Raw genomic sequence first — 26,638 nt, 5'->3', positions numbered from 1 at the left:
AACTTGCCGTCAGCAATGAATTCGGCGGGGCTGCGCGCGCGGCTCACAGTCCCGCCGGACAACAGCGCGCAGGCGCCGCACCCGATGGGTGCGGCGCCTGCGTGGCGTACCGGAGTACCGCGGGAACTCAGTAGCGGTAGTGGTCCGACTTGTACGGGCCCTCGACCGGAACGCCGAGGTACTCGGCCTGCTCCTTGGACAGCTCGGTCAGCTTCACGCCGAGCGCGTCGAGGTGCAGCCGGGCGACCATCTCGTCGAGGTGCTTGGGCAGCACGTAGACGTCGGTCGGGTACTCGGCGGTCTTCACGAACAGCTCGATCTGCGCCAGCACCTGGTTGGTGAAGGAGTTCGACATCACGAACGACGGGTGCCCGGTCGCGTTGCCGAGGTTCAGCAGCCGGCCCTCGGACAGGATGATCACGGTGTGGCCGTCGGCGAACCGGAACTCGTCGACCTGCGGCTTGATCGTGACCCGCTCGATGCCCGGCGTCTTGTACAGGCCGGCCATGTCGATCTCGTTGTCGAAGTGACCGATGTTGCCGACGATCGCCTGGTGCTTCATCTGCGCCATGTGGTCGGCGGTGATGACGTCCTTGTTACCGGTGGTGGTGACGAAGATGTCGGCGGTCCCGACGACGTCCTCGATCGTGGTCACCTGGTAGCCGTCCATCGCGGCCTGCAGCGCGCAGATCGGGTCGATCTCGGTGACGATCACCCGGGCGCCCTGGCCCCGCAGCGACTCCGCGCAGCCCTTGCCGACGTCGCCGTAACCGCAGACGACCGCGACCTTGCCGCCGATCAGCACGTCGGTGGCGCGGTTGATGCCGTCGATCAGCGAGTGCCGGCAGCCGTACTTGTTGTCGAACTTCGACTTGGTGACCGAGTCGTTGACGTTGATCGCCGGGAACAGCAGCGTGCCGGCCTTGTGCATCTCGTACAGCCGGTGCACGCCGGTGGTGGTCTCCTCGGTGACACCCAAGATGGCCTGGCCGATGGTGGTCCACAGCTGCGGGTCCTCCTGCAGCGTGCGACCCAGCAGCTTCAGCACGACGGCGAACTCCTCGGACTCCGCGGTCGACGGGTCCGGCACGGCGCCGGCCTTCTCGAACTCGGTGCCCTTGTGGACGAGCATGGTGGCGTCGCCGCCGTCGTCCAGGATCATGTTCGGACCCTCACCACCGGGCCACTTCAGCGCCTGCTCGGTGCACCACCAGTACTCCTCCAGCGTCTCGCCCTTCCAGGCGAAGACCGGGACCCCGGCGGGAGCGTCGGCGGTACCGTCCGGGCCGACGACGACCGCGGCGGCCGCGTGGTCCTGGGTGGAGAAGATGTTGCAGGAGACCCACCGCACCTCGGCCCCGAGCGCCGTCAGCGTCTCGATCAGCACGGCGGTCTGGATGGTCATGTGCAGCGAGCCCATGATCTTCGCGCCGGCCAGCGGCTTGCTCTCGCCGTACTGGGCGCGCATCGCCATCAGACCCGGCATCTCGTGCTCGGCGAGCCGGATCTCCTTGCGACCGAACTCGGCCAGGCCGAGGTCTGCCACCTTGTAGTCGAACGTCATACGGTGCCGCTCCCTGAGGGTGTCGGTTGGTGAAGTCTTCGGGCACGAGGCTAGCGGTCCGGGCACCCTCGCGTCGGCCCGGGGTGTTGGTTCCTGACACCGAAATGTCAGGATAAAGCCGCGCGGCTGTCAGAATGAGACATGCGCATCACCGAGGCCGCCAAGCTGCTGGGCACCACGCCCCGCATGCTGCGCTACCGGGAGAAGCTCGGCCTGCTGCCGAGGACCCGGTCCAGCCGCACCGCCCAGCGCCAGTACGACGACCGCGACCTGGCCGCGGTGAAACTCGCCCTCGAGCTCGAGCACCGGTACGACGTGACGCCGGCCGCGCTCGCCTTCGCGCTCCGCGCCCTGGCCGAACCGTCGGTCGCCGCCGACCTGCGCAACCTCGGCTACCGTACCGGCCGGCTCAGCAGCCCACCCAGCCCGGCCGAGATCGACCGCGAGCGCGCCCTGCGCTGGCTCGGCCGCTCCGGCGTCCTGCCACCCCCACCCAAACGCCCCCGCTGACCCCGGGCCCGCCCACCCCCGCCCCCGCGCCGCATTGTGCGGGGATAACCCGCCAAGTGGTGGGTTGTCCCCCGGCATACCGGCCGGTGGACCCACAAAGTGGCGGGTTATCCCCGCACATGGGGGCGGGGGTGGGCGGCGGGTCGGTGGGCGGAGGCAGGGCCGAGGCCGAGGGCGGGGCAGGGCCGAGGCCGGGGCGGGCCGGGGCCAGGCGGGGCTAGTGCGCGGGGGTCAGTGGGCGGGGGCGCCGGGGACCGGGGGGCGTTCGTCGGGGACGTAGCCCTCGACGTAGATGTCCGGCTCCAGGTAGATGTGCTGCGCCATCGGCTCGGCGCCGCGGACGGCGCGTTCGGCGGCGTTGATGGTCTCGGCCACCACGGCGGCGTCGGCGGTCGGCTCGAACGCGATCTTCGCCGCGACCAGCACCTCCTCCGGGCCCAGGTGCAGGGTCTTGATGTGGATCAGCCGCTGCACGCCGGGCACGTTCTCGATCGCCGCCACGATCTTGCCCTGCGATTCGCGGGTCGCCGACTCGCCGAGCAGCAGCGACTTCATCTCGATCGCCAGGAAGACCGCCACCACGACCAGCAGTACGCCGATCGCCATCGAGCCCGCGCCGTCCCAGACACCGTTGCCGGTGACAATGGTCAGCACGACGCCGATCAGCGCCAGCACCAGACCGGTGAGCGCGGCGAAGTCCTCCAGCAGGATCACCGGCAGTTCCGGCGACCGCGCGTTACGGACGAACTCGCTCCAGCTGGCGTCGCCGCGGACCTTGTTCGTCTCGACGATCGCGGTCCGGAACGAGAACGTCTCCATGATGATCGCGGCCACCAGCACCGCGACCGGCACCCACTTCCAGTCGTCCAGCGGGTGCGGGTCGTGGACCTTGTGCCAGCCCTCGTACAGGGCGAACAGGCCACCGACGCTGAACAGCACGATCGCGACGATGAACGAGTAGACGTAGCGCTCCCGGCCGTAGCCGAACTGGTGCAGCTCGTTGGCCTGCCGCTGGGCGCGCTTGCCGCCCACCAGCAGCAGCACCTGGTTGCCGGCGTCGGCGACCGAGTGGATCGCCTCGGCCAGCATCGAGGCCGACTGGGTCAGGCCCCAGGCAGCGAACTTGGTGATCGCGATGCCGGTGTTCGCCAGCAGTGCCGCGACGACGGCTTTCGTACCGCCACCAGCCATTTCGGTAGTCCTCCAGAGAGTCAGGGGGCCCAGAGTTGGACAAACGTCAGCGAGCGGACACGACGAACGCCGTGCCGGAACCACGCAGAGTACAGGGTCCTTCGGGTCCGGCGAGGAACGCCGACTGTCCAGCGGACAACGCTTCGGTCTCATCGGTGCCATCGGCACCGACCGTGACGGATCCGTCCACCACCGCAACGATGCGTGGTCCGTCCGCGGCCACCGTCACCGCGTCCCCGGCGAGGTGCACCCGGCGGACCGCGAAGTACGGACAGCCCGTCTCGTACGCCGTGACGCCGTCCGCCGCCGGCGTCCCGCGCAGGACCGGATCGGCGAGCGGGCTGAAGTCGACCACCGAGACCAGCTCCGGGACGTCGATGTGCTTGCTGGTCAGCCCGCCGCGCAGCACGTTGTCGGAGTTCGCCATCACCTCGAAGCCGGTGCCACGCAGGTAGGCGTGCACGTTGCCGGCCGGCAGGTAGACCGCCTCGAACCGCTGCAGCGTGACCCGGTTGAGCAGCAGCGCCGCGAGTACGCCGGGGTCGTCGGGGAAGTCCGTGGACAGCCGGTCGAGTGTCTCCACCTCGGCGGCGAAGGCGTCACCGGTGTACTGCCGGCAGGCCTCGCCGAGGGCGGCGACCAGCGGCCGGATGGTGTCCCGGTCGCTGCTCATGAACTGGGCGAACGCGTCCTGCAGCTTGCCGTCGCGCAGCAGGTCGGTGAGCTCGGCCAGGCCGGTCGGGGCGAGGGCGTCGAGCAACGCGACGGTCCGGTCGAGCGGCCGGAAACCGACCAGCGCGTCGAACGGCTCGAGCGCGATCAGGATCTCCGGCTTCGGCCAGGAGTCCTTGTAGTTGCGGTCGGCCGCGTCCCGCGGGACCCCGGCCTGCTCGTCGCGGCGGTAGCCGTCGACGGCCTGCTCCGGTGACGGGTGCGCCTGGATCGACAGCGGTTGCGCGGCGGCCAGGATCTTGGCCAGGAAGGGGAACCGGCCGTCGAACCGTTCGGCCGTCTCGGCTCCCAGCGTCTCGGCCGGGCGGGCCGACACCGCGTCGTACAGGGACTCGCCGGACGGCAGCACCGAGGGCGCCGACTCGTGCGCGCCCATCCAGAGCTCGGCCTGCGGCGAGCCGTCGGGCTCGACGCCGAGCAGCTCCGGGATCGCGGTCGGCGATCCCCACGCGTAGTCGCGGATCGCGGTCCGCAGCCGGGCTACCACGCCGGGTCCACGGCCGGGTTGCCCGGCACGATCGGTGTCTCGGTCGCCTCGGTCCCGTACCGGCCCAGGCCGATGCCCAGGTACGCCGCGGCGTACCGGCCGTGCTGGGTCAGCGCGGCGTAGCGGGCGATGTCGGTCCCGTTGGCCTGGGTGACGACGTGCACGCGGACGTCGTGCCGCTCGGCCTTCTCCTCCAGCTGGCGACGGTGCTCGGCGACCCCGGGGTCGTCCACGCCGTCGTCCAGGATGACCAGCCCCGGCCGCAGCTCCTCCGGCTTGTCGAACGGGTCCGCGAACACGTCCCGCGGCGGCTGGTTCAGCACCGGCAGCAGGTGGCCGGCGTCGGCGGCGAGCGCCGGACGGCCACTGGCCAGCCGGAGCGCCTCGACCACGCGGCGCGCGGCGCGGGCCGCCAGCACCGAGCCGCCCCAGACCAGCGGCAGCGCGTCGGCCAGCATCAGCGACAGGTCCTTGGCCGGGTTCGACGCGACGTCGTTGTTCGGCGAGCACTCGATCGCGACGTCGTCGAGCATGGCCGCGACGGCCTTGGCGTCGACGACCGGTCCGAGCTCCATCTGGTGCAGCCCCTGCAGTACGGCGACCGCCGCCGCGAGCTGGTCGTCGGACTGCGACGGCAGCCGGATCGCGTGCCGGGAACCGGCCGACGCCTGATCGATCGGCGAGCCGGCCGGGCAGGCGATCATCAGGCCACAGCCACGACGTTCGGCCTCGGCGGCGGCCGAGATGGCTTCGGCGTCGGCGGCGTTGCCACCCAGCACGATCACCAGGTCCAGCGGACCGGTCCAGCCGGGTAGACCGGGACCGGGCCAGGCCACGAACGGCACCGGGCAGACCGGCTCCAGCACCGCACGGACCAGGCGGGCGTCCCGCCCGGCCGCGACGATCGCCCGCGGGCGGAAGCCGTCGGAGCCGAGCTTCGACAGCACCTCCTCGGCCGCGTCGATCTCGGCCCGGACGCGCGCGCCGGCGCCGGCCAGCCGGCGCAGCAGGTGATCGGTCGCCTCGAGGGCGGCGGGGTCGTCCAGCCGCGAGTCGTCGAAGGAACTCATCAGTGGGTTTCGGCCTCTTTGGTCTCACGGGCTTCGTCGATCAGCAGCACGGGGATGTCGTCCCGCACCGGGTAGGCCAGCGCACAGCCGGCGTTCGTGCAGACCAGCTCGTTCGCGTCGTCGTCCACGCGGAACTCCGAGCGGCACTTCGGACAGACCAGAATGGCCAGCAGGTCCGGGTCCAGGTTGATCTTTGACGCAGCCATCAGTTCTTCTCCTCCACCGGTGCACCGGTGATCAGGGCCAGTACTTCGTCCCGGACACGCTGCATCGTGGCAGCGTCCCCGGCCTCGACGTTCAGCCGCAGCAGCGGCTCGGTGTTGGACGCGCGGACGTTGAACCACCACTGTCCCGCGTCGACCGTCAGACCGTCCAGACGGTCAACGGTAGTCCCGTCCCGGCCCGCGTAGGTGTCCTCGATCGCGGCGACCGTGGCGGCCGCGTCGTCGACCCGGCTGTTGATCTCGCCGGAGGCCACGTACCGCTCGTACTCGGCGAACACCTCGCTGGCCGGCCTGTCCTGCTCCCCCAGCGCCGCCAGCACGTGCAGCGCGGCGAGCATGCCGGTGTCCGCGCGCCAGAAGTCGCGGAAGTAGTAGTGCGCCGAGTGCTCACCGCCGAACACGGCGTCGGTCTCGGCCATCTGCTGCTTGATGTAGGAGTGCCCGACCCGCGACCGGACCGGCGTACCGCCGTGCTCGGCGACGAGCTCCGGCACCGCCTTGGAGGTGATCAGGTTGTGGATCACGACCGAGCCCGGGTGCTTGGCCAGCTCGCGCACGGCGACCGCGCCGGTGATCGCGCTCGGCGAGATCGGCGCGCCCAGCTCGTCGATCACGAAGCAGCGGTCCGCGTCGCCGTCGAAGGCCAGGCCCAGGTCGGCGCCGGCCTCGACCACCTTGGCCTGCAGGTCGACCAGGTTCTTCGGGTCCAGCGGGTTGGCCTCGTGGTTCGGGAAGTCGCCGTCGAGCTCGAAGTACAGCGGCACGATCTCGACCGGGCCGGTGGCGAAGACGGCCGGCACGGTGTGGCCGCCCATCCCGTTGCCGGCGTCCACGACCACCTTCAGCGGCCGGATGCCGCTCAGGTCGACCAGGTCGTTCAGGTGGTCGGCGTACGCCGTGAGCAGGTTCTTGCGGGTCACCCGGCCGGGCACCGGGACGGCGACCGGGCCGTCGGCGAGGAACTTGGCGACCAGGTCGGCGATGTCCCGCAGCCCGGACTCCGCGCCGACCGGCGAGGCGCCCGCCCGGCACATCTTGATCCCGTTGTACTTCGCCGGGTTGTGGCTGGCGGTGAACATCGCGCCGGGCAGCTGCAGCCGGCCGGAGGCGAAGTACAGCTGGTCGGTGGAGGCCAGGCCGATGTCGACCACGTCCGCACCGGTGCTGGTCACCCCCTCGGCGAAGGCGGCCGCGAGGCCGGGGCTGGACGGCCGCATGTCGTACCCGATCACCACGGACCCGGGTCCGGCGAGCACGTCCAGCACCTCGACGAAGGCGGCCCCGGTGGCCCGGGCGACCGCCTCGTCCAGCTCGTCCGGGACGACCCCGCGTACGTCGTACGCCTTGAAGATCGCAGCAACGTCAACCATGCGTGGACCCTATCCCGTCACCCCGGGCCAACCGCTCGCACCATCGCCGCGACGGCGGGTCACCGCATCGTCTTGATCACCGCCACGTGCTCCTCGTCGCCGTAGCCGGCCGCGACCGCGCGCTCGAACACCGCCGCGGCGAAAGCCGGGAAGGTGTCGTCGATGCCGGCCTCCGCGGCTTGGCGGACCAGCCCCTGGATGTCGTGGCCGGCGGTCCGCAAGGTGCTCTCCGGGTCGGTGAACCGGTTCTCGGCGACGACGGTGGCCATGTGCACGTTGTCGGCCGCGAGGATCGGTCCGAGCCCGGCCAGCAGCCGGCCGAACTGCTCGACGCCGAATCCCTCGGCCTGGTAGATCCGGGCCCCGTGCGCGAAGCCGATCCAGTGCCCGGCCAGGTAGGCCAGCGTCGCGGCGAACTGGGCGGCGGCGCCGGTCACCCGCGGACCGGCGTACGTCGCGGCGCCGGCGACGCTCAGCAGCAGTTTCTCGACCCGCCGGAAGGTGGCCTCCGGACCGGACACGGCGACGTACGCGTCCGGCGTACCGATCTGCCGGGGCCAGGCCAGGATGGCGCCGTCGAGGTACTCCGCCCCGAGGCCGCGGACCAGTTCGTCGAGCTCACGGGCGTCCTGCGGCGTACCGGTGCTCAGCTGGACCAGCACGCGGCCGGCGAGCTGCCCGCCGACACCGGGCGCTTCGAGAATCGCGCGGGTCGCCGCGTAGTCGGAGACGCAGACCAGCACGACCGGGCTCGCCGCGACCGCCGCGGCCGCATCGTGGGCCGCCGTCGCGCCCCGGTCGGTCAGTGCCGCGGCCTTGCCTCGGCTGCGGTTCCAGACCGTCACGCGGTGACCGGCGCCGACCAGGGCGCCGGCCAGCGCCGAGCCCATCTCGCCCAGGCCGATGACGGTGATGTCGTTGTGCATGTGGTCCTCTCCGGAATGTCGATCGCTGTCCCGTCGAGGATCCGGGCCGCGCCCCGGCCACGGCAATCACTGACATTTAGGTCAGCTCCCCGACCGAGAACTGTCGGTCGGGGCCTGGACGATGGGGCGAGAGTCGGAGGAGGCGCGATGAAGTATCCGGAGGCGGACAGCTGCGGGTTGGGCGCGGCGCTGCGGGTGATCGGCGGGCGGTGGAAGGCGGCGCTGATCTGGGAGCTGCACGCCGGTCCGGTCCGGTTCGCCGAGCTGCGGCGGCGGGTGCCCGGGATCAGCGAGAAGGTCCTGTTCCTGCAGCTGCGGGAGCTGGAGGCCGACGGCGTGGTGAGTCGCCGGGTCGTGCGCGAGAAGCCGATCTGGGTGGAGTACCGGCTGACGGCCGACGGCGCCCAGCTGAACGACGCGGTGCACGCGTTGGCCGAGTGGGGCAAGGCGTACGCGACCCCTCCGCCGCGAACGACGGAGGGGCCGATGGTGCTGAACACGCCCTAGCAGATCGAGGTCACTGCGCCTCGAACCAGCCCCGGTCCTTGCGGTGGTGCACGGTCGGTAGCTGGCGCGGGCTGGTCGGCGCGGCCCAGCGGACGGCGTTGGCGATGATCTGCTGGACCTCCGGCTGGTGGTACGTCGGGTACTCCTGGTCGCCGGGGCGGAAGTAGAAGACGCGGCCCTGGCCCCGGCGGTAGCAGCAGCCGGAGCGGAACACCTCGCCGCCGGAGAACGAGCTGACGAAAACCAGTTCGTCGGGCTGCGGGATGTCGAACAGCTCGCCGTACATCTCCTCGCGCTCGATCACCAGCGGGTGCGGCACTCCCTGCGCGATCGGGTGCCCGGCGGCCACCGTCCAGAGCAGCTCGCGGTCGTTGTCGTTGCGCCAGTCCAGCGAGCAGGTGGTGCCCATCAGCCGGATGAAGATCTTCGAGAAGTGCGCCGAGTGCAGCGCGATCAGGCCCATCCCGGACAGCACAGCCTGCTGGACCCGGTCGACCACGGCGTCGTCGACGTCCCCGTGGGCCGCGTGTCCCCACCAGGTGAGCACGTCGGTCTCGGCCAGCACCTCCTCGGTCAGCCCGTGCTCCGGCTGCTGCAGCCAGGCGGTCCGGACGGTGACCTCGTCGCCGAGCTTGGCCCGGACCCCGGCCGCGATCGTCTCGTGCATGGTGTCGGGGTAGATCTTCTGCACCGAGGCGTCGCGCTGGTCGTGCACGTTCTCGCCCCAGACGGTGACGTTAATCATTCAGCACTACCTCTCGTCCCGCCTTCGCCGAGGCGTAGCAGGCGTCGATGACCTGGGTCCGGAGGAGCGCCTCCGAACCGTCGTGCCCGGCCCAGTCGCCGGACCGCACGATGCCGACGAACTCCTTGACCACCGCGCGGTGCCCGAGCCCGGCGCCGGTGGCCGGCTTCACCTCGGCCGGCACCCCGGCGACGTCGGTGAAGATCCGCAGCGTGTCGGTGGTGGTGTAGTTCTGCACCTCGATCTTGGCGCCGCCCTCGGTGCCGAACAGCTCGATGCCGAAGTTGTCACCGGGCGCCCGGTAGGTCGCCCAGCTGGTCTCCAGCTGCAGCGCCTCGCCGCCCTCCAACCGCAGGTACGCCGTGGCCAGGTCCTCCACCTCGAACTTCGATCCCAGCGTGTCGACCGTCGGCCGGATCGCGCTGGACGCGCTGCCGCGGCCGCGCGGGCCCAGCTCGGCGAAGGTGCTCGCGCTGACCGTGGTGACCTTCGGCTCCTGCAGCAGGTGCAGCGCCAGGTCGAGGATGTGCACGCCCAGGTCGATCAGCGGGCCGCCGCCGGACAGCTCGCGGTTGGTGAACCAGCCGCCCATGCCGGGGATCCCGTTGCGCCGCATCCAGTGCGCCTTGGCGTAGTACACCCGGCCGAGCTGGCCCTCGTCGATCTGGTGCTTCAGCGCCGCGACGTCGCCGCGCTCACGGTGGTTGAAGATGACCTTGAGCACCTTGCCGGACTTCTTCGACGCCTCGACCATCCGGGCGCCCTCGTCGACCGTGCGGGCCAGCGGCTTCTCGCACAGCACGTGCAGCCCGCGCTCGAGCGCGGCCAGCGTGATCGGGGCGTGCAGCTGCGTCGGTGTTCCGATGCTGACGGCGTCCAGGCCGTCGGTCTGCAGCAGGTCCTCCCACTTCTCGTAGAGATGCGGTACCCGGTGCTTCTCGCCGAGCTCGGCCAGGGTGTCCTTCTCCAGCCCGGCCAGCGCCACCACCTCGACGTCCGGCAGCTCCGAGAACGCTTCCAGTGCGGTCCGCCCGGCAAAGCCGAGACCGACCACTCCGACCCGTAGTTTTTGATCGTTCACAGATCAGGAGTCTTGTCAGTACGTGACGATGCGGTCAACCTCATCCCACGCTACGAAACACTTTCCAACACGGCGACGTCCGCGGGAGGCGAGGTGACAGCGCCGGGTTCCACGCCCGGACGGCGCGGCGGTCAGCCTTGTTCGGTGCTGCCCTGGGTCGGGGTGTTGCTGGGGTCCCGGAGCATCCGGAGGTGGCCGCGCCGGGCGATCTCGACGGGCGCGCCAGGCCCGGGCCGGCCGGTGTCGCGCGGCAACGGGCGGGCCGCTTCGCGGACGGCGTTCGCCAGCGCCTCCAGGTCGTCGGAGGACGGACCGGCGGCGGCCGGGTCCGGAGCCAGCCGGATCACTTCCCACCCGTTCGGCGCGGTCAGCCGGTCGGCGTGGTCGGCGCACAGGTCGTAGCAGTGCGGTTCGGCGTACGTCGCCAGCGGGCCGAGCACGCAGGTGGAGTCGGCGTAGACATAGGTGAGCGTCGACACAGCCGGCCGATGACAGGCGGCGCGCGAACAGATCCTGGCGATGCTCACGACCAGACGTTACCCCCACTAGGCTGAGCGCGTGACCGAGGCTCGCCGTCATCGCAGGCACATCGACCGCCACGGCCGGGGCATGCTCGGGCCGATCAGCCGCCCGAGCAGCTTCGCGCCGCGTGGACTGCCGCTGCAGCGGTCCGCCGCGGCGCAGTTCGACGAGGTGGTCGCGATCGAGGTCACCCGGCTGGAGAAACGGCTGCCGCAGGTGGTCGCCCGGGTCGAGTTCGCGATCGAGGACGTGCCGAACCTGGACGCCCACGCCGGCGAGATCCCGCTCACCCACTCCACCGGCGGCACCTCGCATGAGCCGTACCGCATCGTGGTGTTCCGGCGGCCGATCGAGCTGCGCGCCGAGCGGTCGGGCACCAGCCTGGCCTGGCTGGTCCGGTCCGCGCTGGTGCTGGAGCTGGCCGACGTCCTGGCGCTGTCGCCGGAGCAGATCGACCCGGACTTCGACACCGACGACGACTGACGACCCGGCCGCCGGTGCCCGGCGGCCGGTTACCTCAGCGCGGCGGCGACGTCGGACTGCGCACCCAGCTGGGCGCGGAAGACCAGCGACGTGGTCAGCGGCCAGGCAGCCACCTGCGGTACGTCGTCGTCCTTCGGCTTGGCGGCCGGCATCAGCGTGACGCCAGCGACGATGTCACCGCGCAGCTGCTCCACCATCAGGTACGTCGGCCTGGCCTGCGCCTTGAAGGTGATCAGGTTCGTCGCCCCGCCGACCACGTCCAGCTTCCGCGCCTGCAGCACCTTGTTCGCGCCGTCGCGCAGCTCGAAGCGGACGCCGGCGGTCTCCCCCGGCGCCGTCACCTGCAGCACGGCCGGCTGCGCGTGTGCCGGCAGCACCAGGTACGCCGGTCCGCGCAGCGGCTCGGTCGCGCCCATGGTGGCGAACTCGCGCACCGACGAGTCGGTCATCCGGACCGCGGCGGTCACCGGCTGGTCGGAGTTCACCGTGACGGCCGAGGCGTTGCCGAGCAGCACCTTCTCCAGCCGGACCACCTTCACCGACCCGGCCGGGACCTGCACCGTCGACAGCCCGGCCGGCTTGAACGGCCCGTTCGGCCCGTTCACGGTGAGCGTGGCGGTGGCCTGCAGGTCCGTCGGGTTGGCGATCGTCAGGATCCGGACGCCGCCGCCGGGAGCCATCGCCGGCACGACCACCTTCGACGCCGGCGGCGCGGACAGGTTGAGCCAGTCGATGCCGGCCGGGACCTTGCCGGTGGTCGCGTTGTCGCGGACCGCGGGCGCGACCCGGCCGCCGGTGGACTCGACGTGCAGGGCGAGGTCGCGCTGGCCGCGGGCGATCTGGCCGAGGTAGATCTCGCTGGTGCCCCGGGCCGGGACGACGACGCCGCGCGCGTTCGGGGTGTCGAGCTGGCCGTCGGCGCCGTACAGGGTGACGTTCACCTCGGCGTTGACGCTGTCCAGGTTGGTCAGCACCAGGACGTCCCGGCGACCTGGTGCGCCGGAGGCTCCGACGAACCAGAAGTTCGACCCGGGCACCTGGCAGGGCACGCTGGCCATGCCGCGGTTCACGCCCTCCGGGGCGGACGTCGTACTGGTCGCGACGGTGCCCGCGGCGAGCGGTCCGGTGCCCCGGACGGTCAGCGGCAGCAGCTTCGAGGTCGGCGCGGTCGATGCGATCCGGCCCCGGGCGAGCACCGAGCCGACCGGGTTGGAGGTCGGGTCGAGCGGACTCATCGACAGCGGCTGCTCGGTGCCCTCGGCGGTCGGCGTACCGTCCGGCAGGACCGGTGCGACGGCGCTGACACTGCTCTGCGTCTTCGCGCCCGCGCCGGGGACCGGGCAGGCCAGAGCGGTCCGGTTGACCACCGTGCGGGTCGCCTCCTCGCTGCCGTCCGCCTGGGGCGTCGGCGGCTTGGCGCTGGTCACCGCTGCCAGACCTCCGAGCACGCCCATCGCCAGGACGCAGGCCCCGACCCGGACCCGCAGGTCCGACAGCAGTGCGATCACGACGACCTCCTGGCGTGCGTGCCGTGCGGTACGGCGACCGTGCGCCGCGCGCTCGGCAGGCAGAAGACCAGCGCGATCAGCCAGCCGATGATGCCGAGCACCCGCCACAGCTCGCGGACGTCGTCCTGGATCGGTGCCGTGCCCTCGACCCGGCTCCGGTCGACCAGCCAGGAGGCGTCACCGTCGGCGGCGCTGGCCCTGGTCAGGCCCGGCAGGGAGTCGAGCGTGGACATCAGGGTCGAGTCCACCGGCGCGGGCAGGTAGACGTAGTCGATCGCGAGCGCGGCCAGCTGCCGGCCCTCCTCACCCGTGCCACCGCCGCCGAGCGTGGAGAGCACGTCCGTGATCGGCTTGGTCTGCTCCGGCTTCGGCGCCGCTTCCAGTGCGCCCATCCGTGGGCCGCCGTCGCGGACCAGCGCGAACCGGGTCGCGGTGCTGGGATCCTTGCGCACCACCAGGATCGAGGCGTGCTGCGGTGGCCCCTGCGACGACACCAGGTACGCCGGGAGGTCCTGCGCGGGGCCTCGCCACAACGGGCCGTCGTCGCCGCGCACCAGCCAGAACCCGGCCGTCACCACGGTCGCCACCAGCACGACGCCGAGCACGCCCTGGACGATCAGGTCGGACGACCTGCCGACCGAGTCCCAGGCCACTGTCACGGTCATGATCCAGCCGGCCGTCGCGAGGAACATCAGCGGTCCGCTGCCGCCGCCGAGCCGGCTCGCGACCAGCGTGCCGACCAGTCCGGCGATCGCGGCGAACCAGCCGACCAGCTCGTACCGCTGGCGGGTCCGCCGCGTCAGCGCCAGCAGCGCGACCACGATCAGCGGGACGGCGAACCACCACGGCGCGGGCGCACCCACCGGCGTACCGGTGAGGAGGTGGGCCAAGCTGTCGCCGGGGCCGACGGACGCCGTCGGTGGCCCACCGGCTTCCTGGCCCAGGCGGGACGGGTGCAGCACCAGCTGGATCGTCCACGGCAGCACCAGCAGCAGACCCAGCACCACCGAGAACACCAACTGCCGCCCCTGGCGACGCCAGCCGAGCCCGATCAGGGCGCCGGCCACCAGGGTGACCGCGACCAGCAGGCCGAGCGCCGGAGTGAACGCGAACAGCACGGCCTGGCAGATCCCGGCGAACCAGGCGGCTCGCCAACTGCCCTGGATGACCACCCGGCGACGCCGGACGACCGTGTGCACCGCGGCACCGAGCAGCGGCAGCGCGATCGCGGCCACGCACGTCCCCAACCGTCCCTGCGAGATCGCGCCGTTCGTGAACACCGCCAGCCCGTACGCCGAGGCGCCCCACGCGCGGGCCACCCGGTCGACGACGAACGCCCGCAGCAACGCCCAGGCGGCCAGCGCGGCCAGCGGGATCGCACCGAGCAGCAGCACGGTGGTCGCACCGGACGGGCCGAAGGTCACGGTGGACAAGGCCCAGAACTGCGCCAGCCAGGCCGGCGGGGTGACCCCGGCCGGAGCGGCGGCGGCCGCGTGCCACAACGACGCGACGCTGTCGTGCGGCGGAAGCATCAGGTCGGACCGGAGCACGCCGCCGCCGATCAGGTCGCGCGCGGCGACGACCGCACCGACCGCGAGCACCACCCAGGCGACCAGGAACGGGCGGCGGATCAGCTGGCGGCGCCAGCGCGGCTGGTCCACCGCGACGCGGGCCGTGCTCTTCGCCCGCCGGGCAGTGGTGGGCACGGGTTCTTCGGGCTCGTCCGCCCAGGCCTCGCGCAGCCGCTCGGAGATCGTGCCGCCGGTTTCCTCGAGGTTGTGCCGCAAGGCGTGCACCGAGCGCGAGAAGAGGCCTTTGATGTCGTCGTACGGCACCCGGTCGAGCCGGCGCCGGTCCTTGCGGGCCTGCGTCCAGCCACCGGCCAGCACCGTGCCCAGCAGCGCGGTCCACTCGTCGACCGCGCCGGACGGCGTCTTGCCGATCAGGAACCAGACGGACCGGACGACGGTCCCGGCCAGGAACCGCAGGATGAGCAGCGGCAGCAGCTTGGCCGGAGCGTTCGCCAGCACCGTGTAGTACGCGTGCGCGCGGTCCAACTGGTAGGCGTGCCGCCGGGTGCCGGCCAGAGTGCGCTCACCGGTCGCGGCGGCCTGCGCGTGGTAGACCACCGCCTCCGGCGCGACGCCGACCCGGTACCCGGCGCGGCTGGCGCGCCAGCCGAAGTCGATGTCGTCGCGGAACATCGGCAGCCGCGGGTCGAACCCGTTCAGCGTCTCCCAGACGTCGCGGCGGACCAGCATGCCGGCCGAGCTGACCGCGAGCACCTGCCGCGGCTGGTCGTGCTGGCCCTGGTCGAGCTCGCCGTTCTCGATCCCGGTGTCGCGGCGGCCGCCGAGCGAGGTGGTGACGCCGACCTCGAGCAGTTCGCGGTCACGCGGCCAGAGCCGCAGCTTGGGTCCCCAGATCGCGGTCTCCGGGGACAAAGTTGCCTGATGCAACAAGTGTTCCAGCGCCTTGGGCGCCGGCGCGCAGTCGTCGTGCAGCAGCCACAGCCACTCCACCACCGGCAGCCGGCCGTCGTCGCCGTACGGACCGACCGCGGACGGAATCGGCGCGAAACCGACCGTTTCCAGGCCGCGGGTGACGGCGGCGCCGAACCCGGTCCGAGCGGACAGGCCGACCACCGGCTCGACCCCGGGCATCGCGGCCAGCAGCTCGGCGGTCTCGTCGGTCGAGCCGGTGTCGATCGCGATCAGCCGCTCGGGCCGGCGGTCGAGCGCCCACAGCGCCTCGGTCAGCCGGGGCAGCCAGGCAGCACCCTCGTGCCCGACCACGACCGCGGTGACGACGTGCCGGACCGGCGCGCGACCCATCGGGTCGTGGGTGAGGTCGGTCGGGAAGTCGACGGAGTCGAAAAAGTCCCAGCCGGCCGGAGCTTCGGGTTCCATCAGGAGCGGTGCACCTCAAGGGAAAGGATCGGCCAGCCACGACCCAGGGGCCGCGGCGAGCACTCACCTTACGCGAACCCCGGCACCGCCCGTACACAGCCGCGGGCCCCGGTGGACAGAGTCCAGCCGGGGCCGCACGCGAAGTCTGTGTACTTTTCTCCGACCCGACGACGGCGCAGTGGCAGGCACCACCACCCGTCGGCCGTGGGTTCCTAGACGGCCCTCTTCTTCAGCTTGCGGCGTTCCCGCTCCGACAGACCGCCCCAGATCCCGAAGCGCTCGTCGTTCTGCAGCGCGTACTCGAGGCACTCGCCCCGGACGTCGCAGCCGAGACAGACCTTCTTCGCCTCGCGGGTGGATCCGCCTTTTTCCGGGAAGAAAGCCTCTGGATCGGTCTGGGCGCACAGCGCCCGTTCCTGCCAGTTCGGCTCCTCCTCGATCGCCTCACCGTCGACAATCGCCATCAGCGCCTCTGTCACGGTACGACCTCCTCGACCCTGTTCGTTCCCCTGTACATGTGGAGTTTGCGGTCCACATGCCTGACCTCGACCGCTCTGTGTGCTGAAAGCGGTCCCCGATACCGAGTGTCCAACGAACGACACGGTTGAAATTACATTCCTGCAATCCACGAAAGTCAAGCTGTGGTCTGCTATTGGCGGTATCCGCAACACGGCTGCAAAAGAACGAGAGGCCTGTGTCCACAGGCCTCTCGGGCTCTTTCACTGCCGCGTCAACAGCTGGAAACCGCTGCCGGGTGGCATCGTGCAGCCGGCCGGGAATACGCCGTCCGGTCGGCGAGGCCGCTCAGGACGGCTGGGACCACCAGCCCTGCTGACCGGGCTGACCACCCTGACCGCCCGGCTGCTGCGGCTGGTCGTCGTCCTTCGCGGTGTCCGCGACCCGCGGTTCCACGCGGGTTTCGTCGGCCGCCTCCGGCTCCGGCTGGGCCTGGACGTCGGCCGCGGTCGCACCGGTGGAGTCCTCGGCCGGCCAGGTCTGGCCCTGCTGCCAGCTCTGCTCGGACCAGGCCTGCTCGCCCTGGGCGGCGGCCTCGTGCTGGCCCGCTTCGTGCTGAGCCTGCTCGTGCAACGGCTGCTCGTGCTGAGCCTGCTCGTGCTGTCCCTGCCACTCCGGCTGGACCTGCTGGCCGTACTGCTCCTGGCCGGCCCACTGCTGCTGACCGGCGTCAGCGCCGCTCCACTGCTGCTGCTCCTGCGGCCACACCTGGCCCTGCTCCTGGCCGGCCCACTGCTGACCCTCGGGGCTCCACTGCTGCGTCGGCTCGGCGCCCTGCGCTTCGGCCGCCGACCACGCCTGCTGGTCGCCGGCGCCCTGCCGGGCGTCACCCTCGCCGGCGGCCCAGGCCTGCTGCTCGCCCTGGTTCCAGCTCTGCTCCTGCGGCCACTGCTGCTCGCCCTGCTGGGCTGCCGCGTAGCCACCGACTGCGCCCGCACCGGCACCAGCCGCGGCACCTGCTCCGAACGCGCCGTACTGACCCGCGCCCTGCTCGGCTTGGCCGTACTGGTTGCCGTAGGCGCCGTACTGCTGGGTCGGCTGGGCCTGCTGCGCGCCGCCGTACTGGTTGCCCTGCGGAGCGCCGTACTGGCCGCCGTACTGACCCTGCTGGCCGGCGAACTGGCCCTGCGAGCCGGGCTTCGGGGCGCGCACCGGGGCGGGCAGCGTCTGGAAGGTCTTGAGGATGTACAGGCCCGCCGCGCCGTACAGAGCGAGGCCGCCGAGGGCGTAGATGAAGCTGACGATCTTCAGGCCGGCCGTGCTCGTCTCACCGAAGCCGGCGAACGCCGTGACCAGGCAGAGCAGACCGATGACGCCGATGATCACCAGCGCAGCGAGAGCGACGGTCCGGGCGTTGGCGGTGCGCTCGCCCGCTTCCGACACCAGCCACACGGCCGCGACCAACGCCGCCGCCAGGGTCAGCGCGGTCAGACCGGGCGGGGTGAGCGTGCCTTGCACACCACCGGCCGCGGCGGTGAAACCGGCCCCGCCGACGAACAGCCGGATCAGTGAGGCCAGGGCCACGAGGCCGGCGAAGGCGAGCAGGATGTACGCGACCGGCTCTCTGAGCTTCTTGGTTGCGTCGGTGACCACGAGGGCTCCTCGGGATGTTGGGCCAAGATTTTGCTGGGGCAACTGACTGATTACACACTTCGGACCCACGGCAGCATAGTCGTGCGGTGGTTCGTCGCATTGACGACTCGTGCAGACTCTTCCCATGCGATTGACAGTGCTGGCCGGTGGCATCGGCGGATCCACCTTCCTCCGCGGCCTGCTCGAGGCCCGTCCGGACGCGGAGATCACCGTGATCGGCAACACCGCGGACGACATCACCCTGTTCGGCCTGCGGGTCTGCCCGGACCTGGACACGGTGATGTACACCCTGGGTGGCGGCATCTCCCAGGAGCGCGGCTGGGGGCGGGAGGACGAGACCTGGGTGATCAAGGAGGAGCTCGCCGCCTACGGGGTGGAGCCGACCTGGTTCGGGCTCGGCGACCGGGACGTGGCGACCCACCTGGTCCGCACCCAGATGCTGGACGCCGGGTACGGGCTGAGCGCGGTCACCGAGGCGCTGTGCGCGCGGTGGAAGCTGCCGGTCCGGCTGCTGCCGATGAGCGACGACCGGATCGAGACCCACGTGGTGGTCGACGATCCGGACAACCCGGGCACCCGCAAGGCGATCCACTTCCAGGAGTACTGGGTCCGGCTGCACGCCGAGGTGCCGGCCCACCAGGTCGTCGCCGTCGGCCGGGACAAGGCCAAGCCGGCGCCCGGCGTGCTGGAGGCGATCGCCGGCTGCGACGCGCTGCTGCTGCCGCCGTCGAACCCGGTCGTCTCGATCGGCACGATCCTCGGCGTGCCCGGGATCCGGGAGGCGGTCCGGGAGACCGCGGCACCGGTGATCGGGCTGTCGCCGATCATCGGCACCGGCCCGGTCCGCGGCATGGCCGACAAGGTGCTGGCCGCGGTCGGCGTCGAGTCCACCGCCGCAGCGGTCGCGCGGCACTACGGCGCGCGGGCCGCCGGCGGCGTGCTCGACGGCTGGCTGATCGACACCTCGGACTCCGCGCAGCTGGACTCGATCGCCGCCGCCGGAATTCACGCCCAGGCCGTGCCGTTGTGGATGACGGACGAGAAGACGACCGCGGCGATGGCCGACGCGGCGCTGACCCTGGCGGAGGCTGTCCGGCGATGAGGAAGCACCTGGAGGTCTTCGCGGTCACCGGTCTGCCCGAGGTGGCGGCCGGGGACGACCTCGCCGCGCTGATCGGCGAGGCGGCCGACCTGCGCGAGGGCGACGTGCTCGCGGTGACCTCCAAGATCGTCAGCAAGGCCGAAGGCCGGCTGACCACCGGCACCCGCGCGGAGGCGGTGGACCGCGAGCTGGTCCGCGTAGTGGCTCAGCGCGGCGAGACCCGCATCGTGCAGACCCGGCACGGCCTGGTGATGGCCGCCGCGGGCATCGACACCTCGAACACGGTTCCCGGCACGGTCCTGCTGCTCCCGATCGACCCGGACCGCTCCGCCCGGCAGCTCCGCGAGGCACTGAAGCAGCGGTACGACGTCAACGTGGGCGTCGTGATCACCGACACCCTGGGACGACCGTGGCGGGTCGGCCAGATCGATCTGGCGATCGGCGCGGCCGGCGTCCGGGTGGTCGAGGACCTGCGCGGCACCACCGACAGCCATGGCAACGTGCTGGCGGTGACCGAGCCGGCCGTCGCCGACGAGATCGCCTCGGCGGGCGAGCTGGTGAAGGGCAAGGCCGACGGCGTACCGGTCGCCGTACTGCGGGGCCTGGCGGACGTCGTCCTGCCGGTCGGGCAGCACGGCGACGGCGCTCGGGCACTGGTCCGGGACGCCGAGCAGGACATGTTCAGCCTGGGCACCCGGGAGTCCGCCCGAGCGGCCGCCTTGCAGCGTACGCCGCCGGCCGGGCCGCGGGCGGTGGACCCGGCGCTGTGGGACGGGCTGCTCGCCGACGACGAGGACGTGCATCTGGAGGTGCTGGACACCTCGGTCGTGGTGTTCGGCGACAACCCGGTGGCGGTCGGCATCATCGCCGAGCGGCTGGCCGTGCTGCTGCACGCCGAAGGCTACGGGGTGAGCGTCCGGACGGGTTCGGGCAGTGAGGCGACGGTCACGTTCGGCTCACGGTAGCGATGCCTTTCTAGGCATCCTCTCAGGCGGCCTGCGTACACTGCATCCGCACGGCGGCGCCGGACCGCCCGGATCGGAAGACCAAATCACTGTGGGTAAAGCGTCGTCGCAGAAGCAGTCGCGCCGCGAACTGATCGAGAAGATGCAGCGGGACCAGGCCCGGTCCGACAAGCGCCGCACCTGGATCATCGTCGCCGCCTCGATCCTGGTCGGCCTGGCGATCATCGCCTACCCGGCGATCCGCGTGATCCAGGACTCCCGCACCGCCGACCAGGCGATCACCGCGTTCGGCGCCTCTCCCTCGGAGGCCTCCTGCGACAAGGTGATCGACGACAAGGCCACCGGCACCCAGGACCACAAGCCGGACGGCGAGATGATCGCCTACCCGGTGTCGCCGCCGTCGTCGGGACCGCACTACCAGACCTGGGCGCCGTTCGGGAAGAAGTTCTACACCGCCGACGACCGGCCGCCGGTGCCCAACCTCGTGCACAACCTCGAGCACGGCTACACGATCCTGTGGTACCGCGACTCGCTGCCGCAGGAGCAGGTCGACGAGATCGAGAAGATCTCGAAGGCGAAGCTGCCGGAGTCCACGCTCGGCAAGTTCATCGCCGCCCCGTTCAGCGACAGCGACGGCCCGGCCTGGCCGGCCGGCAAGCAGGTCGCGTTCTCGCACTGGAGCGGCAACACCGCGGGCCAGCAGACCGCGCTCGGCCACCGCCAGTTCTGCAATGCGGTCTCCGGCCAGGCCCTCAAGGAATTCATGGAGAAGTACCCGGCCATGGACGCCCAGGAGCCGAACGGCGGCTGACCGCCCGCTTCCTGTACGGCGCACAGGGCGCCTGGTCCTCGGACCGGGCGCCCTTCGTCGTACCGGGGGTCAGACGTAGCGTTCGGCGTGGTCGGACTGGACCTGGGCGACCAGGTCCTTGACCCGCTCGCCGTCGGCCAGCGGGCAGACCATGGTGACGTCCTGGGTGTGCACGATGATGTGGCCGCGCAGGCCGACCGCGGCGATCAGGTGGTCGGGGTCGTCGGTGACGATCACGTTGTCGTGGCTGTCCAGCAGGCAGCTGAGCGCCGAGCCGTCGTGACGGTTGCCCAAAGCATCGACCTGGTAGGTGCCGGCCAGCGCGGCCCAGGAGCCGACGTCCAGCCAGTGCACCGGCATCGGCACGACCACCACGTCGGCGTCCACCTTGCCCTGCGAGGCCGGCTCCATCACGGCGTAGTCGACGCTGATCTTGCGCAGCGTCGGGTAGATGCCGGCCAGCGTGGCGTCCCGCTCGGGGGTGTCCCAGACCGCGGCGACCTGGCGCAGCTGGGCGGCCGACTCGGGCAGCAGCGCGTCGAGCACGCTCAGCACGGTCTCCGCCCGCCAGACGAACATGCCGGAGTTCCACCAGAACCGGCCGGTCGCCAGGTACTGCTCGGCGGTCGCCCGGTCCGGCTTCTCCCGGAACCGGTCCACCACGTACGCCGCGGTGCCGTCGATCGCCACGCCGCGTTCGACGTACCCGAGGCCGGTGTGCGGGTGGGTCGGCTCGATCCCGAACGTCACCAGCGAGCGGGGACGGGACTCGACCAGCTCGAACCCGCTCTCGATCGCCGCCCGGAACTGCGCCTCCGGAGTGATCAGGTGGTCCGACCCGACGATCGCGAGCACCGCGTCCGGGTCGTTGCGGGCGACCACCGCGGACGCCAGCCCGACCGCGTTGGCGGTGTCGCGGCCGACGGGTTCGCCGATGATGTTGTGCTCACCCAGCTCCGGCAGCTGCTCGCGGACCAGCTCGGTGTGGGCGGCGACGGTGCACACGTAGATGTTGGCCGGGTCGACCAGACCCTGCAGCCGGTTGTACGCCACCCGCAGCAGCGAGTTCCCGGCCGCCAGCGGCAGCACCTGCTTGGGCTTGTCGGCCCGCGACAACGGCCACAACCGCGTCCCCGAGCCACCGGCCAGGATCACCACGTTTCGCATGAGCACGAACCCTACCTGCTGCCCACCCCACCGCGGCCCCGGCGTACCACCCACCCGATTGGTCTGGTGCGGCTCCCCGGCGGACGGCGCACGGTGGACCGGACACCGTCGACACTGGAGGCATGACCGCACCCCCGAACGGACTGCCCATCTACCGCCTGCTCACCGGACCCGACGACGCGACGTTCTGCGAGCGGGTCAGCGAGGCCCTGGCGCTCGGTTACGAGCTGCACGGCGGACCCTCGCTGACCTTCGACGGTTCCCGGGTGATCGCCGGCCAGGCGCTGATCTGGCGCGCGACCCACCAGCAGTCCTGAGACTCTGCCGACGGTGCAGCCGCGTTCCGATCTCGCGGCTGCTGCCGGCTCACGCCGACGACCTCCAGCGGGCGAGGATCTCGTCGCCCGAGTCGACCACGTGCTCGGGCCGGCTGTAGCGGAGCAGATCGCGGGCCGCCTTGTTGTCGGTCTCGTCCCCGAAGTCCTGTCCCGAGACCAGGTCCTGAGGAACCACGTAGTGATACCCGCGTTCCTGCGCACCGAGCACGGCGTACAGGACACAACAGATCAACTCCACGCCACAGATGACGAGGCCGTCGATGTCGCGGGTCTCGAGGAACTGCACGAACGGCCTGCTCTGCCAGGAATCGAACCGGTGCTTGACGACGACGCTGGAGCCGGGCACGGGGTCCAGGAACAACTCGGCTCCCCAACTGCCGGCCACGCAGAGGCCGTCGGCGCGCTCCCACCGTCGCTGGCGAGGAGTCAGCGCCGAGAAGTCGAGGACCTGCTGCGTGTAGACCACGTGCGCGCCCAGTTCAGCCGCGTTCTCGGCGAAGCGGTGGGCACGCCGGGCGGCCGCGGCGTTGTGGGTGTTGGTGACCGGGCCGTCCCCGGCGACCTCCGGACTGCAGAAGTCGTTCTGGAAGTCCACCAGCACCACCGCGACCTTGGACGGTGGAAGTCAAAAGAACTCTTCAGTGGCGTTCTGAATGTGATTCATGACCCGCAGTCTACGAGCCGCGTTCCACCGTCTCCTCGTCCTGCTCGTCCAGTTCGCAGGCGGGGGACGGCGGCGGTTCCGGCTCCCGTCGAGGGGGCGGCAGGCGGAGGTGGGCGAGGTCCGGCGGGACCGGGCTGTCCGGGATCCAGGTCGGGTCGGACTCGCCGTCGAGGGCGGTGGCGGGCGCATCGGTGAGGCGGAAGCGGTCCCGCAGCCGGCCGTAGAAATCCGTCGGGCGGAGCCGGACCAGCCGCAGCCGGCGCGGCGAGCCGTAGACGCCGATCCAGTCACCGGGGTCGAGCACCCCGCGCAGCTGCCCGTCGATGCTGACCGCCGCCTGCCCCGAGTGCGGCAGCACCCGCAGCGACACCGGCTCGTCGGGGGCGGCGACGACGGAGCGGTTGAAGGTCATGTGCGGCGCGACCGGCGTGAACACGATCGCCTCCGTGTTCGGCGACAGGATCGGACCACCCGCCGCGAAGCTGTACGCCGTACTGCCGGTCGGGGTCGCCACGATCACCGCGTCCGCCGAGTACGACGCGAGCAGCCGCCCGGACAGGTAGACCCCGAGCGCAACCTGGTGGTCCCGGGCCAGCTTCTCCAGCACCACGTCGTTCAGCGCGGTGACGTCGAGCGCGACACCCCAGCCGTCCCCGTCGCCGTCGGGCCGGACTGCGGGCGGCGGCAGCGACGGGCCGTGGCCGTACCGCAGCAGCGACTCGATCCCGGCCGGGATCTCCAGCTTGCGGGACGCGCGCATGGTCAGCGTCATCCGCTGCTCGATCGTCGCCCCGCCGTTGTGCACCGCCTCCAGCGCCGCCTCGACGTCGCTGCAGGCGACCTCGGTGAGGAAGCCGACCTTGCCCAGGTCCACGCCGAGCACCGCGGCGTCGTTCTTCGCCGCGATCCGGGCGCCGCGCAGGAACGTGCCGTCGCCGCCGAGCGTGACGACCAGGTCGGGGTTGCCCGCGTGGTGCAGCTCGTCCATGCCGCCGCGGCGGTCCTGGTGCTGGTTCCACACGTCGATGTCGGTGCAGCCGATGTCGTGCTCGCGGCACCAGGCACGGACCACCTCGGCCGCCTGGACGGCGAGCGGGCGGCCCTCGTGCACGACCAGGCCGATACGACTGATGGGCACGCTGTCTCCTTCACGCTGCGACGGGCCGCGCGGCCCGGCGGGGTGTTGTGCGACCACCGTAAGGCGTGCGGACAAGATCGCCACCCGGAGGACAGGCCCTAGTCGGCCCTGGCCTGCCGAGTCTCACGGGCGGCGGTGATGATCGGGTCGGTCTCGTCGTCGAACTCGCCGATCACCTCCTCCAGCAGGTCCTCCAGCGCGACCACCCCGACCGGGCGGCCGCCGTCCTGGACGACGGCGAGCTGGGACCGGCGTTCCCGCATCACCCGGATCGCTGCGGCGACCGGCGTCGCCGCGGCGATCCGCAGCGGCTCCGTCATCAGGTCGCTCGCCCGCAACGTCACCCCGCCGCCGGTGGTCGCCCGGGCCGCGTCGCGGACGTGCACGATGCCGCAGATCGCCCGGCTCTGCGCCGACACCACCGCGAGCCGCGACCGGCCCTGGTGCCGGCTGGCCAGCTCGACGTCGCGGGCGGACGCCTCGGCCGGGATCGTGGCGAGCCGGCTGGTCGGCGTCATCACCTGCGCGACCGTGGTGTTCTGCAGGGCGAGCATCGCGGTGAGCAGGTCGTGCTCGGCCGGCTCCAGCGTGCCGTGCTCGCGGGACGACTCGATCAGCAGGCGCAACTCCTCCGGCCCGTGCGCGTTGGCGATCTCGTTCTGCGGCGTCACGCCGACGGCCCGGACGAGGGCGTTCGCGAGCCAGTTGAGCACCAGCAGCAGCGGCCGTACGACGTACGTGAAACCGCGGAACGGCAGCGCCAGCAGGAGCGCCGACCGCTCCGGGTCGCTGATCGCCCAGGACTTCGGGGCCATCTCACCGAGCAGCACGTGCAGCAGGCCGATGCCGCCGACCGCGATGACCAACGCGATCACGTGGCCCGCGTCGTCCGGCAAGCCGATCAGTTCGAACAGCGGGTGCAGCAGGTGCGCGACCGCCGGTTCCGAGAGCGACCCGAGACCCAGCGTGCACAACGTGATGCCGAGCTGCGCGCCCGCCAGCATCAGGGACAGTTCGCTCACCCCGGCGATCGCGGCCCGGGCGGACCGGCTGCCGTCGGCCGCGGCCTGCTCGAGCCGGTGCCGCTTGGCGGCGACCAGCGCGAACTCCGCCGCGACGAAGAACCCGTTGCAGACCAGCAGGGCCAGCGAGATCAGCAGGGCGACCGTCGTACTCATCGGACCCGCTCCAGCACGACCAGGCCCGGCACGTGCCGCAGGACCGTCTCCACGATCAGCCGGGCCTGCTCCGGCGGGACGCGGCGCCCGTCATGGTCGAAGCGGGGCGGCAGGTCGACCACCAGGCGGTCACCGACCACCGGGATCCGGCCGAGGCGGGCCATCACCAGACCGGAGACGGTGTCGTAGTCGTCGTCCTCGGGCAGCGCGATGCCGGTGGCTTCCTGCACCTGGTCGAGCCGCCAGCGCGCCGGCAGCGTCCAGCCACCGTCGCCGTTGTCGACCAGCTCGCTCTCCGGCAGGTCGTCCTCGTCCCGGATTTCGCCGACCAGTTCCTCGGCGATGTCCTCCAGCGAGACCACGCCGGCGAACCCACCGAACTCGTCCACGACGATCGCCAGCTGCCGGTGCGCGGTCCGGAGCTGCTCCAGCACAACGGGCAGCGGCAGCGTGAACGGCACCACCACCGGCGCGGCCGCCAGCGAGCCGGCCGTCACGTGGTGCCGGTCGGCCGGTTCCACCTCGACGACGTCGCCGACCGCGACCACCCCGACCACCTCGTCGACCGAGGACGCGATCACCGGGAACCGGCTGTGCCCGGTGTCGAGCAGGTCGACCACCCGGCTCAGCGGGTCGTCCTCGTGCACGGTCACCACGTCCACCCGCGGCACCATCACCTCGCCGGCGATCCGGCCACGGAAGTCCAGCCCGTGGTCGAGCAGCCGGGTGGTGTCCTGGTCCAGCAGCCCCTGCTCGTACGACGTGGCGATGATCCGGTCCAGGTCCTGCGCGGTGGCGCCCTGCGGCAGCTCCTCCACCGGCTCGATCCCGACCCGGCGCAGGATCCGGTTCGAGGTGGCGTCGAACAGGTGGATGACCGGCCCGGCCACGGCCAGGTAGACCAGCGTCGACCGGGACAGTCGCAGCGCGACCGCCTCGGCCCGGGCGATGGCGAGGTTCTTCGGCGCCAGCTCCCCGAAGACCATCTGGATCACCGTTGCCAGCAGCAGCGCCGCGATCACCGAGACGGCCAGGCCGACGCCCGTGGGTAACCCGGCGTTCCCGAGCAGTTTCTGCAGCCCTTCACCGAGGTACGGCTCGGCCACGTAGCCGGCCAGCAGCGCGGTGACGGTGATCCCGACCTGGGCACCGGACAGCACGAACGACAGCCGGGCGGTGACCTTGAGCGCCCGGGCAGCGGCCGCGTCCCCTGCGTCGGCCAGGGCCCGCAGCCGGTTCCGATCCACCGCGACGTAGGAGAACTCCTGCGCCACGAAGTAGCCGGTGGCAACGGTCAGCGCCAGGATCAGCCCGAGGCCGATCAGGATCAGCATGAC

26 protein-coding genes are annotated in these 26,638 nt (G+C 71.6%); 7 read left to right on the top strand and 19 right to left on the bottom strand.

Annotated elements, in window-relative coordinates; genetic code table 11:
- Positions 1–127 precede the first annotated feature (127 nt).
- Entirely contained in the window at positions 128–1,564 is a 1,437-nt protein-coding gene (gene ahcY / locus KFLA_RS07910; RefSeq protein WP_012919256.1) for an adenosylhomocysteinase, read from the bottom strand.
- A gap of 141 nt (positions 1,565–1,705) precedes the next feature.
- On the opposite strand from ahcY, the gene KFLA_RS07905 reads away from it, so the two are divergent.
- Positions 1,706–2,074 carry a MerR family transcriptional regulator gene (locus KFLA_RS07905; protein WP_012919255.1) on the top strand — a complete coding sequence of 123 codons (369 nt, stop codon included), beginning with the start codon at positions 1,706–1,708 and terminating at the stop codon, positions 2,072–2,074.
- Between the two features lie 231 nt (positions 2,075–2,305).
- On the opposite strand, the gene KFLA_RS07900 is transcribed toward KFLA_RS07905, so the two are convergent.
- The 6 genes from KFLA_RS07900 to KFLA_RS07875 are packed head-to-tail and all read right to left on the bottom strand — an operon-like array spanning position 2,306 to position 8,140.
- Positions 2,306–3,265, bottom strand: coding sequence for a cation diffusion facilitator family transporter (locus KFLA_RS07900; RefSeq protein ID WP_012919254.1), 960 nt, complete (start codon positions 3,263–3,265; stop codon positions 2,306–2,308).
- A 46-nt stretch (positions 3,266–3,311) separates the two neighbouring features.
- Positions 3,312–4,484: a mannose-6-phosphate isomerase, class I gene (manA, locus tag KFLA_RS07895; protein WP_012919253.1), complete on the bottom strand. Its 1,173-nt coding sequence runs from the start codon at positions 4,482–4,484 to the stop codon at positions 3,312–3,314.
- Positions 4,478–5,554, bottom strand: coding sequence for an SIS domain-containing protein (locus KFLA_RS07890; protein WP_012919252.1), 1,077 nt, complete (start codon positions 5,552–5,554; stop codon positions 4,478–4,480). Before KFLA_RS07890 ends, manA begins: the two co-directional genes overlap by 7 nt.
- Positions 5,554–5,760, bottom strand: coding sequence for a Trm112 family protein (locus KFLA_RS07885; protein WP_012919251.1), 207 nt, complete (start codon positions 5,758–5,760; stop codon positions 5,554–5,556). Before KFLA_RS07885 ends, KFLA_RS07890 begins: the two co-directional genes overlap by 1 nt.
- The gene (locus tag KFLA_RS07880; protein WP_012919250.1) at positions 5,760–7,148 is read right to left on the bottom strand and encodes a phosphomannomutase/phosphoglucomutase; all 1,389 of its coding nucleotides are present in this window, start codon (positions 7,146–7,148) and stop codon (positions 5,760–5,762) included. The genes KFLA_RS07885 and KFLA_RS07880 overlap by 1 nt, the downstream gene beginning before the upstream one ends.
- A 59-nt stretch (positions 7,149–7,207) precedes the next feature.
- Entirely contained in the window at positions 7,208–8,140 is a 933-nt protein-coding gene (locus KFLA_RS07875) for an NAD(P)-dependent oxidoreductase (RefSeq protein WP_272941291.1), read from the bottom strand.
- A gap of 81 nt (positions 8,141–8,221) precedes the next feature.
- On the opposite strand from KFLA_RS07875, the gene KFLA_RS07870 reads away from it, so the two are divergent.
- Positions 8,222–8,581 (top strand): winged helix-turn-helix transcriptional regulator, encoded by a 360-nt coding sequence (locus tag KFLA_RS07870; protein WP_012919248.1) that lies wholly within the window; start codon positions 8,222–8,224, stop codon positions 8,579–8,581.
- Between the two features lie 10 nt (positions 8,582–8,591).
- On the opposite strand, the gene KFLA_RS07865 is transcribed toward KFLA_RS07870, so the two are convergent.
- The 3 genes from KFLA_RS07865 to KFLA_RS07855 form a co-directional block, all read right to left on the bottom strand.
- A complete protein-coding gene (locus tag KFLA_RS07865; protein WP_012919247.1) occupies positions 8,592–9,326 on the bottom strand; it encodes a ThuA domain-containing protein in 735 nt (244 codons plus the stop codon).
- A complete protein-coding gene (locus KFLA_RS07860) occupies positions 9,319–10,407 on the bottom strand; it encodes a Gfo/Idh/MocA family protein (protein WP_012919246.1) in 1,089 nt (362 codons plus the stop codon). Before KFLA_RS07860 ends, KFLA_RS07865 begins: the two co-directional genes overlap by 8 nt.
- A gap of 131 nt (positions 10,408–10,538) precedes the next feature.
- Positions 10,539–10,934, bottom strand: a complete 396-nt coding sequence (locus KFLA_RS07855; RefSeq protein ID WP_012919245.1) for a DUF3499 domain-containing protein — start codon at positions 10,932–10,934, stop codon at positions 10,539–10,541.
- Between the two features lie 31 nt (positions 10,935–10,965).
- On the opposite strand from KFLA_RS07855, the gene KFLA_RS07850 reads away from it, so the two are divergent.
- Positions 10,966–11,412, top strand: a complete 447-nt coding sequence (locus KFLA_RS07850; protein WP_012919244.1) for a metallopeptidase family protein — start codon at positions 10,966–10,968, stop codon at positions 11,410–11,412.
- 29 nt (positions 11,413–11,441) lie between these two features.
- Here KFLA_RS07850 and KFLA_RS07845 read toward each other — a convergent pair whose 3' ends face one another.
- From KFLA_RS07845 to KFLA_RS07830, 4 genes are all read right to left on the bottom strand, one after another.
- Positions 11,442–12,920 (bottom strand): DUF5719 family protein, encoded by a 1,479-nt coding sequence (locus tag KFLA_RS07845; protein ID WP_012919243.1) that lies wholly within the window; start codon positions 12,918–12,920, stop codon positions 11,442–11,444.
- Positions 12,917–15,829: a glycosyltransferase family 2 protein gene (locus tag KFLA_RS07840; RefSeq protein WP_012919242.1), complete on the bottom strand. Its 2,913-nt coding sequence runs from the start codon at positions 15,827–15,829 to the stop codon at positions 12,917–12,919. Before KFLA_RS07840 ends, KFLA_RS07845 begins: the two co-directional genes overlap by 4 nt.
- Positions 15,830–16,041: 212 nt before the next feature.
- On the bottom strand, positions 16,042–16,293 hold the full coding sequence (locus KFLA_RS07835) for a WhiB family transcriptional regulator (protein WP_012919241.1): 252 nt from the start codon (positions 16,291–16,293) through the stop codon (positions 16,042–16,044).
- Between the two features lie 340 nt (positions 16,294–16,633).
- Complete coding sequence (locus KFLA_RS07830) at positions 16,634–17,938, bottom strand: hypothetical protein (RefSeq protein WP_012919240.1); 1,305 nt, start codon at positions 17,936–17,938, stop codon at positions 16,634–16,636.
- A 124-nt stretch (positions 17,939–18,062) separates the two neighbouring features.
- Between KFLA_RS07830 and cofD the strand changes: the two genes are divergently transcribed.
- The 3 genes from cofD (at position 18,063) to KFLA_RS07815 (ending at position 20,816) form a co-directional block, all read left to right on the top strand.
- Positions 18,063–19,040 (top strand): 2-phospho-L-lactate transferase, encoded by a 978-nt coding sequence (cofD, locus tag KFLA_RS07825; RefSeq protein ID WP_012919239.1) that lies wholly within the window; start codon positions 18,063–18,065, stop codon positions 19,038–19,040.
- The gene (locus KFLA_RS07820; RefSeq protein ID WP_012919238.1) at positions 19,037–20,005 is read left to right on the top strand and encodes a coenzyme F420-0:L-glutamate ligase; all 969 of its coding nucleotides are present in this window, start codon (positions 19,037–19,039) and stop codon (positions 20,003–20,005) included. The genes cofD and KFLA_RS07820 overlap by 4 nt, the downstream gene beginning before the upstream one ends.
- A gap of 91 nt (positions 20,006–20,096) precedes the next feature.
- Positions 20,097–20,816, top strand: coding sequence for a DUF3105 domain-containing protein (locus KFLA_RS07815; RefSeq protein WP_012919237.1), 720 nt, complete (start codon positions 20,097–20,099; stop codon positions 20,814–20,816).
- 69 nt (positions 20,817–20,885) lie between these two features.
- On the opposite strand, the gene KFLA_RS07810 is transcribed toward KFLA_RS07815, so the two are convergent.
- Complete coding sequence (locus KFLA_RS07810) at positions 20,886–21,983, bottom strand: mannose-1-phosphate guanylyltransferase (RefSeq protein WP_012919236.1); 1,098 nt, start codon at positions 21,981–21,983, stop codon at positions 20,886–20,888.
- A gap of 122 nt (positions 21,984–22,105) precedes the next feature.
- On the opposite strand from KFLA_RS07810, the gene KFLA_RS07805 reads away from it, so the two are divergent.
- Positions 22,106–22,300 carry a DUF1737 domain-containing protein gene (locus KFLA_RS07805; RefSeq protein WP_012919235.1) on the top strand — a complete coding sequence of 65 codons (195 nt, stop codon included), beginning with the start codon at positions 22,106–22,108 and terminating at the stop codon, positions 22,298–22,300.
- A gap of 49 nt (positions 22,301–22,349) precedes the next feature.
- On the opposite strand, the gene KFLA_RS07800 is transcribed toward KFLA_RS07805, so the two are convergent.
- The 4 genes from KFLA_RS07800 to KFLA_RS07785 form a co-directional block, all read right to left on the bottom strand.
- The gene (locus KFLA_RS07800; RefSeq protein ID WP_158307265.1) at positions 22,350–22,922 is read right to left on the bottom strand and encodes a cysteine hydrolase family protein; all 573 of its coding nucleotides are present in this window, start codon (positions 22,920–22,922) and stop codon (positions 22,350–22,352) included.
- Positions 22,923–22,995: 73 nt separating this feature from the next.
- Positions 22,996–24,123, bottom strand: a complete 1,128-nt coding sequence (locus tag KFLA_RS07795; protein ID WP_012919234.1) for an NAD(+)/NADH kinase — start codon at positions 24,121–24,123, stop codon at positions 22,996–22,998.
- Between the two features lie 98 nt (positions 24,124–24,221).
- Complete coding sequence (locus KFLA_RS07790) at positions 24,222–25,301, bottom strand: hemolysin family protein (protein ID WP_012919233.1); 1,080 nt, start codon at positions 25,299–25,301, stop codon at positions 24,222–24,224.
- Complete coding sequence (locus tag KFLA_RS07785; RefSeq protein ID WP_012919232.1) at positions 25,298–26,635, bottom strand: hemolysin family protein; 1,338 nt, start codon at positions 26,633–26,635, stop codon at positions 25,298–25,300. The genes KFLA_RS07790 and KFLA_RS07785 overlap by 4 nt, the downstream gene beginning before the upstream one ends.
- Positions 26,636–26,638 lie beyond the last annotated feature (3 nt).

This window comes from Kribbella flavida DSM 17836 (genome assembly GCF_000024345.1).
GTDB classification, from domain to species: Bacteria; Actinomycetota; Actinomycetes; order Propionibacteriales; family Kribbellaceae; genus Kribbella; species Kribbella flavida.
This window is presented reverse-complemented; position numbering and strand designations above follow the sequence as displayed.

What these genes read in the sequence shown, in the direction of transcription:
- KFLA_RS07885 (WP_012919251.1), bottom strand. Translation starts at nt 5,760, where the DNA reads ATGGCTGCGTCAAAGATCAACCTGGACCCGGACCTGCTGGCCATTCTG.
- KFLA_RS07835 (WP_012919241.1), bottom strand. Translation starts at nt 16,293, where the DNA reads ATGGCGATTGTCGACGGTGAGGCGATCGAGGAGGAGCCGAACTGGCAG.
- KFLA_RS07790 (WP_012919233.1), bottom strand. Translation starts at nt 25,301, where the DNA reads ATGAGTACGACGGTCGCCCTGCTGATCTCGCTGGCCCTGCTGGTCTGC.
- KFLA_RS07900 (WP_012919254.1), bottom strand. Translation starts at nt 3,265, where the DNA reads ATGGCTGGTGGCGGTACGAAAGCCGTCGTCGCGGCACTGCTGGCGAAC.
- KFLA_RS07905 (WP_012919255.1), top strand. Translation starts at nt 1,706, where the DNA reads ATGCGCATCACCGAGGCCGCCAAGCTGCTGGGCACCACGCCCCGCATG.
- KFLA_RS07880 (WP_012919250.1), bottom strand. Translation starts at nt 7,148, where the DNA reads ATGGTTGACGTTGCTGCGATCTTCAAGGCGTACGACGTACGCGGGGTC.
- ahcY (WP_012919256.1), bottom strand. Translation starts at nt 1,564, where the DNA reads ATGACGTTCGACTACAAGGTGGCAGACCTCGGCCTGGCCGAGTTCGGT.
- KFLA_RS07865 (WP_012919247.1), bottom strand. Translation starts at nt 9,326, where the DNA reads ATGATTAACGTCACCGTCTGGGGCGAGAACGTGCACGACCAGCGCGAC.
- KFLA_RS07870 (WP_012919248.1), top strand. Translation starts at nt 8,222, where the DNA reads ATGAAGTATCCGGAGGCGGACAGCTGCGGGTTGGGCGCGGCGCTGCGG.
- KFLA_RS07785 (WP_012919232.1), bottom strand. Translation starts at nt 26,635, where the DNA reads ATGCTGATCCTGATCGGCCTCGGGCTGATCCTGGCGCTGACCGTTGCC.
- KFLA_RS07820 (WP_012919238.1), top strand. Translation starts at nt 19,037, where the DNA reads ATGAGGAAGCACCTGGAGGTCTTCGCGGTCACCGGTCTGCCCGAGGTG.
- KFLA_RS07840 (WP_012919242.1), bottom strand. Translation starts at nt 15,829, where the DNA reads ATGGAACCCGAAGCTCCGGCCGGCTGGGACTTTTTCGACTCCGTCGAC.
- KFLA_RS07805 (WP_012919235.1), top strand. Translation starts at nt 22,106, where the DNA reads ATGACCGCACCCCCGAACGGACTGCCCATCTACCGCCTGCTCACCGGA.
- KFLA_RS07810 (WP_012919236.1), bottom strand. Translation starts at nt 21,983, where the DNA reads ATGCGAAACGTGGTGATCCTGGCCGGTGGCTCGGGGACGCGGTTGTGG.
- KFLA_RS07890 (WP_012919252.1), bottom strand. Translation starts at nt 5,554, where the DNA reads ATGAGTTCCTTCGACGACTCGCGGCTGGACGACCCCGCCGCCCTCGAG.
- cofD (WP_012919239.1), top strand. Translation starts at nt 18,063, where the DNA reads ATGCGATTGACAGTGCTGGCCGGTGGCATCGGCGGATCCACCTTCCTC.